This window comes from Paenibacillus alkalitolerans (assembly GCF_016482785.1).
In the GTDB taxonomy this organism is placed as follows: Bacteria; Bacillota; Bacilli; order Paenibacillales; family YIM-B00363; genus Paenibacillus_AE; species Paenibacillus_AE alkalitolerans.
In genome coordinates this window covers 1-10,407 of sequence record NZ_JAEMXM010000046.1, presented here as the reverse complement: position 1 = coordinate 10,407, position 10,407 = coordinate 1, and the positions used below count along the sequence as shown (strand labels likewise).

The 10,407-nt window shown below is 39.3% G+C and carries 14 protein-coding genes; 1 reads left to right on the top strand and 13 read right to left on the bottom strand.

Translation table 11 applies throughout. The features are described from left to right. Positions 1-433: 433 nt before the first annotated feature. The 6 genes from JET16_RS29535 to JET16_RS29515 all read right to left on the bottom strand — a co-directional run bounded on the left by JET16_RS29535 (position 434) and on the right by JET16_RS29515 (position 4,334). Positions 434-1,210 (bottom strand): DUF5694 domain-containing protein, encoded by a 777-nt coding sequence (locus tag JET16_RS29535; RefSeq protein ID WP_199624803.1) that lies wholly within the window; start codon positions 1,208-1,210, stop codon positions 434-436. Positions 1,211-1,515: 305 nt separating this feature from the next. Beyond that, positions 1,516-1,917: a GNAT family N-acetyltransferase gene (locus tag JET16_RS31220; protein WP_199624801.1), complete on the bottom strand. Its 402-nt coding sequence runs from the start codon at positions 1,915-1,917 to the stop codon at positions 1,516-1,518. 291 nt (positions 1,918-2,208) lie between these two features. Continuing rightward, positions 2,209-2,469, bottom strand: coding sequence for a LysE/ArgO family amino acid transporter (locus tag JET16_RS31005; protein WP_325176807.1), 261 nt, complete (start codon positions 2,467-2,469; stop codon positions 2,209-2,211). Between the two features lie 29 nt (positions 2,470-2,498). Beyond that, entirely contained in the window at positions 2,499-2,822 is a 324-nt protein-coding gene (locus JET16_RS31000) for a LysE/ArgO family amino acid transporter (protein WP_325176806.1), read from the bottom strand. Between the two features lie 321 nt (positions 2,823-3,143). Further along, positions 3,144-3,644: a GNAT family N-acetyltransferase gene (locus tag JET16_RS29520; RefSeq protein ID WP_199624799.1), complete on the bottom strand. Its 501-nt coding sequence runs from the start codon at positions 3,642-3,644 to the stop codon at positions 3,144-3,146. Between the two features lie 264 nt (positions 3,645-3,908). Then, positions 3,909-4,334, bottom strand: coding sequence for an NUDIX hydrolase (locus JET16_RS29515; RefSeq protein WP_199624797.1), 426 nt, complete (start codon positions 4,332-4,334; stop codon positions 3,909-3,911). Between the two features lie 313 nt (positions 4,335-4,647). Here JET16_RS29515 and JET16_RS29510 point away from each other — a divergent pair, with 313 nt between their 5' ends. Beyond that, a complete protein-coding gene (locus JET16_RS29510) occupies positions 4,648-5,208 on the top strand; it encodes a nucleoside/nucleotide kinase family protein (protein WP_199624807.1) in 561 nt (186 codons plus the stop codon). A gap of 201 nt (positions 5,209-5,409) precedes the next feature. Here the strand turns inward: JET16_RS29510 and JET16_RS29505 are convergent, their stop codons facing one another. The 7 genes from JET16_RS29505 to JET16_RS29475 form a co-directional block, all read right to left on the bottom strand. After that, a complete protein-coding gene (locus JET16_RS29505) occupies positions 5,410-5,883 on the bottom strand; it encodes a hypothetical protein (protein WP_199624796.1) in 474 nt (157 codons plus the stop codon). Between the two features lie 276 nt (positions 5,884-6,159). Further along, positions 6,160-6,579, bottom strand: a complete 420-nt coding sequence (locus tag JET16_RS29500) for a VOC family protein (protein ID WP_199624795.1) — start codon at positions 6,577-6,579, stop codon at positions 6,160-6,162. A gap of 218 nt (positions 6,580-6,797) precedes the next feature. Further along, positions 6,798-7,205, bottom strand: coding sequence for a GNAT family N-acetyltransferase (locus JET16_RS29495; protein WP_233532458.1), 408 nt, complete (start codon positions 7,203-7,205; stop codon positions 6,798-6,800). A 228-nt stretch (positions 7,206-7,433) separates the two neighbouring features. Then, positions 7,434-7,820 carry a hypothetical protein gene (locus JET16_RS29490; RefSeq protein WP_199624794.1) on the bottom strand — a complete coding sequence of 129 codons (387 nt, stop codon included), beginning with the start codon at positions 7,818-7,820 and terminating at the stop codon, positions 7,434-7,436. Further along, entirely contained in the window at positions 7,813-8,541 is a 729-nt protein-coding gene (locus JET16_RS29485; RefSeq protein WP_199624793.1) for a hypothetical protein, read from the bottom strand. The genes JET16_RS29490 and JET16_RS29485 overlap by 8 nt, the downstream gene beginning before the upstream one ends. A gap of 255 nt (positions 8,542-8,796) precedes the next feature. Beyond that, positions 8,797-9,411, bottom strand: coding sequence for a hypothetical protein (locus tag JET16_RS29480; protein WP_199624791.1), 615 nt, complete (start codon positions 9,409-9,411; stop codon positions 8,797-8,799). A 269-nt stretch (positions 9,412-9,680) separates the two neighbouring features. After that, positions 9,681-10,247, bottom strand: coding sequence for a hypothetical protein (locus JET16_RS29475; protein ID WP_199624790.1), 567 nt, complete (start codon positions 10,245-10,247; stop codon positions 9,681-9,683). Positions 10,248-10,407: the final 160 nt, after the last annotated feature.

The following is a 10,407-nucleotide window of genomic DNA, read 5'->3' as shown; positions in this document are numbered from 1 at the left end:
CAACTCGTTGCTCACCTCCTTTCGAAGGGAGCAACTCCCACTCAAGATTTAATTGTACTTACCCTAAATTATACCATTTGATCCCTTAAAAAGATAGAACAAATGTTTGGTTTATATTATTCAAAGGTTTTCCCGAATTTCCGATAACGTCTCTTGCATTCACGCACCCGAGAACCTTGAGGCCGGTAGGCCTGGCTGCGCTTGCGCAGTTAGGTTCGCAGGGTTGTCCGTTGAATCCGCCCCCTTTGAATCCGCCCCCTTGAAAATTCTTCTCGNGCTGCGCTTGCGCAGTTAGGTTCGCAGGGTTGTCCGTTGAATCCGCCCCCTTTGAATCCGCCCCCTTGAAAATTCTTCTCGCGGACCGAGGGACAGCGCAGCTGGCCCGATGCGTGAATGCGGTGTTATAGGATGTCAGTGCCTTCCTCGAAATTCATCAGTTTTTGCCCGTAAGTTGGGATCCACCTAGATATTTTTCTACCGATTCCAGTGAAAAAAGGCCACTTTCTTTAATAAATTGTGTAAGCAAGTAGATATGTCCAGAACCATAAATCACAAGGATTCTATCTTCAGGTGATGATATTCGAGAAATATTAGCATAAATGATTAGGTTCCGACGATACCAGTAATTACAGAGCCAATCAATTCCTATATTGTTTTTGCCATCTCCAACTCGTGCAACAGTCATGTAAGTTTCGTGGTCCCTTCGTAAAGCGTCAGGATAATTACCTGCTAGTAGAAGATCTTTTATTGTTTGTACTTTCATTGACTTCTGAGCGGCTTCTACTCTTTCCTGACCATTTGAATAGAGCTGTTGATAGAGCTCAGGTATGTACGATTGTGCATATTCATAAACATGCCCTAATGCTACACCTCCAATCCATTCATTCCAATCGACAGGATATATTCTGTGATGACCGAGTTCTGCCGCAGTACGGAAACCTAATTGATGAATTTCATTTGCACCGAGAGTAAATTCACCTGACAAATATGAGAGAAACTGAGTATTAAGCGCCTCATCTTCATCTGCCAGTGCTTCAACAGCAATTTTGGTTGGATTAAATAATTTAAGTCTATCGACAACCTCTTGTATTTCTATTTGTCGTTTTGGTGCTAAGACGTCCTCAGATTTAACATTATGCATATCTAATCCAGGATTGCCCATATGATATGTACCAAGTAACAAAATAGTGCATTTATTAGCAGAATCCATCGAGAAGATAACCTCCATTGATTTATTTTTTCATTCGTAATTTACGATAGTGATGAAATTACTATTTCTTTATATGCTTTTGCGCTGATTTCATATAACTTTCTTGCATTCACGAACCCTCACCGACTTAAGGCCCGTAGGGCCGGGCGCGATGCGCTTAATCGGTGCAGGGTTGTCCGCTGAATCAGCTACTTTAGAAAATACTTCTCGCGGACCACGGGGCGTTAGTACCGATGCGTAAATTCGGTGTTATGTGAAGTTACTGCCGTCTCCGAATATGCTACGTAATAATCTTGCTTTCAATCTTATCGCTGGTGCCCTAAATGTAAATAATGTGTAGCGTTCCCCATACTTTCTGTCTTAATAAACCCCATGGATTGATAAAACCGATCCGCTTCTTCCGAATCTGTCCTCAACTGCAAAACGTCAAAATATCCTTTAGCGGATTCTAGGATTTCTTCAATTAATCTTCGACCGATCCCTTGTCTTCTATATTCGGGCAGCACATAAAATCTTCGTAAACGTCCGACGCGGCTTTGGCCCAAATCTTTGTCCCGATTCAAGCCGCAAACCCCAACTAATCTTGACTTTATATAACAGACATATATGGCCTCACCTGGCTGATCAAATCTATTTTCCCCGCTTTGATAATCATCGATCAACCGTTGTATAAATCTAAATCCTTCTTGCTTGCTCTCATGTAGCATTTCATTGAGATTCTCAATAGTAAGGCCATTAACTTTATGTATTTCTATAATTATTCACCTTCATTCTTTAAGGAAAGGGAATGATTAAATGGTTCTCCCTATTCTGCAGTAATTTCACATAACGTTCTTGCATTCACGAACCCTCACCGGCTTAGATAACTCTTATCTTAGCCGGTGCAGGGTTGTCCGCTGAATCTGCTTCATCGAAATTGCTCCTTGCGGACCAAGGGCCGTTAGGCCCGATGCGTGAATGCGGTGTTAGCAGAAGTCACTGTCTTCTTTGAATAGCCTTCAAAATATCTTCAATAGATATATAGCGGCTAACCACATCACCAATGCCGATACTTTATTAATAACTTTAGTTAATTTTCCTGCCCTATCTTTTATTCCAACATACCTTCCTAGTAATGCTATTGATGCAAACCACAACCAGGATACTGTTATGCACGATGTAACAAACGCTATCTTTTGATATCCTTCGTATTTCAAAGAACTTACACCTATTACTCCAATTGTATCTAATATTGCGTGAGGATTAAGTAAAGAAATCATAATTGTAAATCCAACAACTTTGGGAATGCTTAGATTCTCAATTTCATTATTCTTATCACTATTTTTGTTTTAACACTCCTCCAGGTTACAATACCCATGTAAATTAAAAAGGTGAATCCAGCAATAATTAAAAAGGATTTTAACCAAACAAAACTCATTATTATTAATGACACACCAAGGACTGCCAAGAGGATTAATAAGGTGTCGCAAATTGATGCGGTTACAACTACTGGCATAACATTAATAATATTCTTTCTTGTAGCTCCTTGAGAAAAAACAAAAAAATTTTGGACACCTAATGGAAGTATTAATCCCAATGCAAGTATAAACCCATGAAATGCAGCAATGACCATTGTTCCACCTAAGCCTCGACTGCTGCTCTCTCTGCTCCCTTAAAATCTAAAAGGGTTTGATCAATGTCAAAAAATATCAGAAACGATTGCCTCCTTCGGATTTATATATAGGTTTACGCAAAATTTCCTATAACGTCTCTTGCATTCACGAACCCTCACCGACTTAAGGCCCGTAGGGCCGGGCGCGATGCGCTTAGTCGGTGCAGGGTTGTCCGCTGATTCAGCTACTTCAGAAAATGCTGCTCGCAGACCGAGGGGCGGCAGCCCCGATGCGTGAATGCGGTGTTATCTGATGCCGCTACTTCTTCGAGATTCCCACAATTATATTTCTATCCAGTAACGACAAATTCCATTGTTTACTGTATTGAGCTTTCCATTATTTCTTTCTATTACCTTCCTGGACCGAACATTATCTTCATCACATGTAATTAATAATTTATCTATTCCCTTAGCTTTGGCTGCTTTAATCAATTCATAAAGGAAAAGCTTACCGAAACCTTTACCTCTTTCACTTGGCCTTACAATATAACCAACATGGCCACCATACTCCATTAATTTCTCAGTTAATTCGTGTCTTAACTTTCCATAGGCCACAGGTTTATCGTCAACATAGAGCCAATAAATCGTTTGAGGGACATATCCTTCAGGAAGGTTGATACCTTTCGACTTCTCAACTAAACCTGATAAACTGCCTTTAAATTCTTCAAAATTATGTTCTGGAAAATTAGTTGTAAATCCGTTCTCTCCTAAACCAATCTCTTTAATCATCTCAAAGACATCCAGGCCGTCGTCTACACTTAGTTCTTTTAATTTAATCTTCATTGAGTCTACCTACTTTATATAGTTTTTTTACGGTTTCAGATAACGTCTCTTGCATTCACGAACCCTCACCGACTTAAGCGAACGTAGTGAGCGGCCGCGACGCGGTTAGTCGGTGCAGGGTTGTTCGCTGAATCTGCTTCCCTGCTACTGAATCCGCTCCGTTGTGAATCGACTTCCCCTACTTCTGGCGGACCAAGGGGCGGCGTAGCCGACCCGCAGCCTGAATGCGGTGTTAGATGATGCCTGCGACTTCTAGAGATACCTTCAAATATTCTTATTATCCATAAACTCAACACAAAAAGGTTGCATTTCAGATCTTAAACAATACTCAATTCTTTGTCTAAAATCTTTCCATTCTACTTTGTTAAGTGCTTCTTGAATCGGGAAGAAGCCTGCATCCAAGCTTTCAGATGTTTTAGTTAATTCACCACCAATTGGCTTCGCTAAAAATAAAGTGTTACAAATTGAATTCCCTATGTTCTGAAATATTCCGCAGAATTTGATAATTTCTATATCGATTCCAGATTCTTCTTTTGTTTCTCTTATTGCAGCTTGACTTAAGGATTCTCCTTCTTCTACTTGACCACCCGGCATCTCCCAGCCCCTTCTTGGTCCTTTAATAAGTAATAATTCATTCTTATCATTTACAACAATAGCTGCAGCAGAAAGGATATGCTTAGGTGGGCTCATTCTTTTGCTCCTTTTATTTATATATGTGTGTTTAAATGTTTTTCGCAGGTTTCATCTAACGTCTCTTGCATTCACGAACCCCCACCACCTTAAAGGAAACCGGGACACTTAGATAGCTCTTATCTTAGTCTCCCGGTTTCCTGGCCGCGATGCGGTTAGGTGGTGCGGGGTTGTCCGCTGAATCAACTTCCTCGAAATATTTCTTGCGGACCGAGGGACAGCGCTAGCTGGGCCGATGCGTGAATGCGGTGTTAGACGAAACTCTTGGAAAAACTACAAAAATCATATTCAATATTACATTCTCAAGGAGGATATTTTGAAGAAACCTTTTATTATAGCTATTGCTGCAGTATCTGGCGGTGGAAAGACCACTATAATTAACCTTCTTAATAAAAAGATTGAGAATTCCATAGCACTGTATTTCGATGATTATGATTTTGAAGGTCCGGATAACTTGGTTGAGTGGGTGCATCGTGGAGCAGATCACAATGAGTGGAAACTTGACCCTTTAATAAACGATTTAAAAGCTATATTAGATAGTACGAAAACCCGATACGATTACATTTTCCTTGATTATCCATTTTCGTATTTAAACACAGGAATGAACGATTTTATTGACTTAACAATCTTTATTGATACACCGCTTGATGTGGCAATGGCGAGACGGATTTTGAGGGATTATAGTAATTCGACACCTGAAGATATTATGTTTGATATGCAATCTTATTTGTCTGGAGCAAGGGAAGCATACTTAGCAATGTTAAATACAGTTAGATCTGACTCGAATTTCGTAATAGATGGGACTCAAGGAAAGGAAGAAATAGTAGAGCATATAAAACTGATAATTAAAAACCACATGAAAGTTATTCAATGAGGTCAAGAGCTTCGTCTAACACCGCATTCACGCATCGGGGCATACGCCCCTCGGTCCACGAGAAGCATTTACAAGGGAGCGGATTCAGCGGACAACCCTGCACCGGCTAAGATAGGAGCTATCTAAGCCGGTGAGGGTTCGTGAATGCAAGAACGTTAGATGAAGTTACCGACATCTTGATTAACCCAAAATAGTCATTAGTTAAATTCCGTTATTACACAATGGTATTGTAGGATTATCATCATTTTCCTCAATCTCTGACCATTCTCTATATTGGGTCTCATTTACAAATTGTTTATCAAATGTGCTGATCATTAGCTGAAAGTGTTCAAGTTGTTCAATGATCCAATCCTTTCGAGGTTCGTATCCTAGTCGAGACCAACCCAAACCATTTATTGCTGAAGTTATTGTTCGAATTAAAAAATCTTTTTCTTGATCAAAATAATCCAAAGTCCACGGCATTTCATCAATATCAAAACCAATTGTTCCAATCCCAACAATAGATTGGTCATGTTGGGCCAACCAGATTATGAGTTCTCGCTCACGATTTGTTTGAGTAACTATTGACCCGCTTATTACAAGTAGTTCTATAAATACAGCTGTCAGTCCATTAGACATAGAAATCGATTCAACTAAATGTTTCTGTCCTTCTGGCATTGAAATTGTATTTGCCATTATCTTTTTTTGCTCCTCTTATCTTTTCGGTAATTTCATCTAACGTCTCTTGCATTCACGAACCCTCATCGGCTTAAGGACCTGAAGGGTCCGGCTGCGACTGCAGTTAGCCGATGCAGGGTTGTCGCCTGACTCCGCTTCCCCGAAATACCACTGGCGACCAAGGGTCGCCCGAAGGGCGGCCCGCCGCGTGAATGCGGTGTTAACTGATGTCGGCTCTTCCTCGAATTACTTTCACAGATAAAATTGCACTGACATGTCATCGGTGGAATAACGTTATGCTTTGTTCTCGGTCATTAGTTCCCATCTCATTCCATATTTGTCCACTAAAGATGCAAAGCAACTGCTATATGTTGTTTCACATATCGGTTGAATTATCTTGCCACCATCAATTAATATATTGTAGGCATTTTCGACTTCAGATGGATACTCAAAGGTAATTACAATTGATATGTTTTGACCTTTTGGAATTTCGTTTATATGATCCGAAAACATAAAACGTTGTGTTCCTATCATCATTTCTGCATGATACACATAGTTTTTTTCTTCATCTGATAAGCTTTCAATAGATGTATCTTCTGGATCAGCATCTCGATAATACATGATCATAATAAGTTTACCGTCAAAAGCTCTTTGATATAGCTCAATTGCCTCTTTACAGTCTCCGTTAAAATGATAATTTGGTGTAACTATCATTTTGCTCCTCCTCGTCTTCTTCTTTTAGCCGATTTCAGTTAACGTCTCTTGCATTCACGAACCCTCACCGACTTAGATAGCTCTTATCTTAGCCGGTGCAGGGTTGTCCACTGATTCCGCTTCCTCGATATTCCCCTTGCGGACCAAGGAGCCGTCAGGCTCCGCAGCGTGAATGCGGTGGTAGATGATGTCGCAAGCTTCCTCGAATAATCCAGCATTTATGTATTCTTTAGCCTCTTTATTACAAATGCTTTATCCGCTCTTTCAAATCCTATCTTCTCATAAAATTCAACCGCTATAGGGGCTGATGTTAAAACGAACTGAATTTCTTCATTACCAAGCTTGTTCTTCAAATTATTAATTAATGTCTTTCCAATTCCTCGCCCTTGATATTCCTTATCTACTGCTATATCAGATATAAAACAGCAATAAGAATAATCTGTAATCGCCCTCAAAACCCCTATCAGAATTCCATTGTCCCAAGCTGATATTACTTCATCTGCATTCTTGATCATTCTTTCTATTCTATCCATATCATTAATAGGTCTTCTAATTCCTGACTTTCTAAAAACTTCAACAACTTGAAGTGGCTCAATTAGACGGTCAGTATAATATTCAATTCCCAACGGAATCCCACCTACTTGTTCTTTGTTGTCTTATTAATTCCTTCTTGCGATTTCATCTAACGTCTCTTGCATTCACGAACCCTCACCGGCTTAGATAGCTCCTATCTTAGCCGGTGCAGGGTTGTCCGCTGAATCATCTGCTTCGAAAATGCTCCTCGCTGACCGAGGGGCGTATGCCCCGATGCGTGAATGCGGTGTTATCTGAAGTAAGCTGACATCTTCGAAATACTAATGATCGAATGTAATTTCATAGTCAAAACAATTGAACTTAACATTTGTAATTCTATGCTCTACATTATTGATTCTTGAAAGACTTACTCCATTGAATTTATAGATCGGCTTTTTATCTTTAGGATTACTTTGAATTGTATAGTGCTCGGTTTGATCTTTCATGAATTCTAAATCAAATCGACAAGTGAAAAATCCAGTAAACTTCTTTAAATCTGTTATTGAATCGGTCATCCATAATTCTCCGAATGCTCGGACCGGGAATCTTCTTGCTTTTGTGAATAAGTAGACTTTGTCAATTGGAATGAATTTATCATTCCGAATAATTAGAAAGCAATCATCTACTACTAAGGGGAAAGCCGGTTTCCCAAAGATCTCTTCAATCATCCTTCTCATCCTTTTGTTTATTGATCGCCATGGAAATTAATAATACTTGCTTGAGTTCTTCAATCTCTTTAACCAAATCATGCATTCCATTTCTGTTGACATATAATTGTCCTTTTCTTTCTTCAATGTTAACTCTTATCTCCCTGATGATAGGAGGGTTGTCTTCTGATAGATTTGTAATTGGTGCTTTATAATATTGAATTCGAGCTACCGAATTTTTAGGTTTGTCACTATTAAAATACTCATGTGAAGAGGCAAATAAGAAATTGATTGATTCATTTTTATCTAACACAGGCATGTTATTAAACATTCTAATTTCATTTACCGTACCTCCATGGTACGGTAAATCTGGATCAAAGCTAATTGACACATCGTAAGCAGGACTACCACCTGTATTTTTAATTAAAAAGTTAAGCATTCCAAAATTAATTTCGTCTGGTACTATTCTTACGCTAACAACAGGCTCTTCTTGTAGTTCTCTTTGTTTTTTCATTTCAGTCACCATATTTCTAGTTGCGAGCAAATAAAAGAATGTGACCAATAATAATAACACACTTGTTATTGATGCGAAGGAAGTTGCAATCGAACTTAACTTACTAAACCAATCTGGGGTGAAACCAGAATCGATCAATAAATTCGTAATTACTATTAGTCCAATTACAATCAAAATCCCAACGGCAATATAAAACAAGATCTCGCGGATAATTTTTCTTGCTTTCATAATATCCCTCACTTTTCAGCTTATTTCAGATAACGTCTCTTGCATTCACGAACCCTCACCGACTTAAGCACAACGTAGTGAGCGGCCGCGATGCGGTTAGTCGGTGCAGGGTTGTCCGCAGCTCCCACTTCCTTGAAATTGCCTCTGCGGACCAAGGGACAGCGTTAGCTGTCCGACGCGTGAATGTGGTGTTATCTGATGTGATTGCCGTCCTAGAAATACTCACAAATATTAATAAAACCGACACTAAGTCGGTTAAATTTTATTCCATATATAAGCAAAATGAGTAGCTTCGGCCTCCAATGATATCAGTCTGTCATTTGAATAATTCTCATTAGAAGAAGGATACAATGTCCCTTTCTTTATATTTAATACTGAATGTACTGCATCCTTTACCTCATGAGATCTTTCTGATTGAGCCATTAATGTTAAAATGTTTGATGTTGATCTTTTTTCCATGTTTTCAGACTTTTCTTTGAAATAAAGCTTAATTAAATGCGGATTCCCATCAATTATTAGCCCTAACTCTGGTGTCGATCGGACAGTGATTTCACCAGAAGACCAGAATGCCTTTCCCGGCTCAAACCATTCAATTTTTTTCTTTTTGCAAAATTTCTTATATTGTTTAACTGTGTCGGTATAATTTATCTTCTTTTTATCGTGAACTTTATCTATAACGTGATCTAGAAAATCAAGGGAATACTCATTCTCATGTAATTCTTTTATTGCTTCCCTTAGCTCCCTCCAATAGTCAAATGCTGGATGGTATTCACCCTGCTCTTTAATCTTCCTTACCTCTGCCACTTTTGAAGCGCCTTGTTTCAATGTGAAATCAATAAATTGAGTAAGACTAATATTAATCTCATTCACAAAGATCACACCTTCCAGATAATACTAACATCATACCACGAATTGGAATTACGGGAAAGTGTGTTCTTAATCTGGTTTTTGCAATCATGTCAGGTAACGTTTCTCGCATTCACGAACCCTCACCGACTTAAGGCCCGTAAGGCCGGGCGCGACGCGCTTAGTCGGTGCAGGGTTGTCCGCTGAATCCACTTCTCCGAGATGCCTCTGCGGACCGAGGGCGTTAGCCCGATGCGTGAATGCGGTGTTAGGTGAAGTTACCGACATCCTGATTATGCGGACTCTTTGTCTTTATGCTTGTATAAAACATCAACTGAATACTTAAGATGATCCCATACGGTTTTAGAATATGTCTTTAAATTCTCTAATGGTAAATTCAATCCAACTTTAGGGTTTGGTATGCTGCGTAATGCAAAACTATGATTTGCACATTGTTGAATATAATGATAAAGATTTTGTGCCATTTCATTAGCCGTATACATCTCATCATTAACCTTATCTGGCAGCAGGTTATTCAGACCAGACCTTAAAATGTCGTGGAAATATAAAAAAGACAGTTTATTACCAATAGAAATAAAATAATGCCACTCTTCAAGGGTTGCCTCAGGTCCTACATCTCTTATCGCCTTGTAAAGTTGTTCAGCAGTATTCCGGTTGTCTCTAGCTTCTACACAAACCTTCAAATATTTATTATCAAGTAGCTTTAAATCATCTTTCAACTTATCTTTTGACTGACGTGTAATTTGCCACTTAGCAATAACGTAGGCTAATAACCCACCTATTAGTACACCGAGAATATTAATAATTAGATCTGGCCACTTACTTAATAATAGGTTCAAAAGGATTCTCCTTTGTTTTATTGTTTTTCGGTAATTTCACCTAACGTTCTTGCATTCACGAACCCTCACCACCTTAAGGGGGACCGGGAGGCTTAGATAGCTCTTATCTTAGCCTCCCGGTTCACCGGCCGCGATGCGGTTAGGTGGTGCAGGGTTGTCC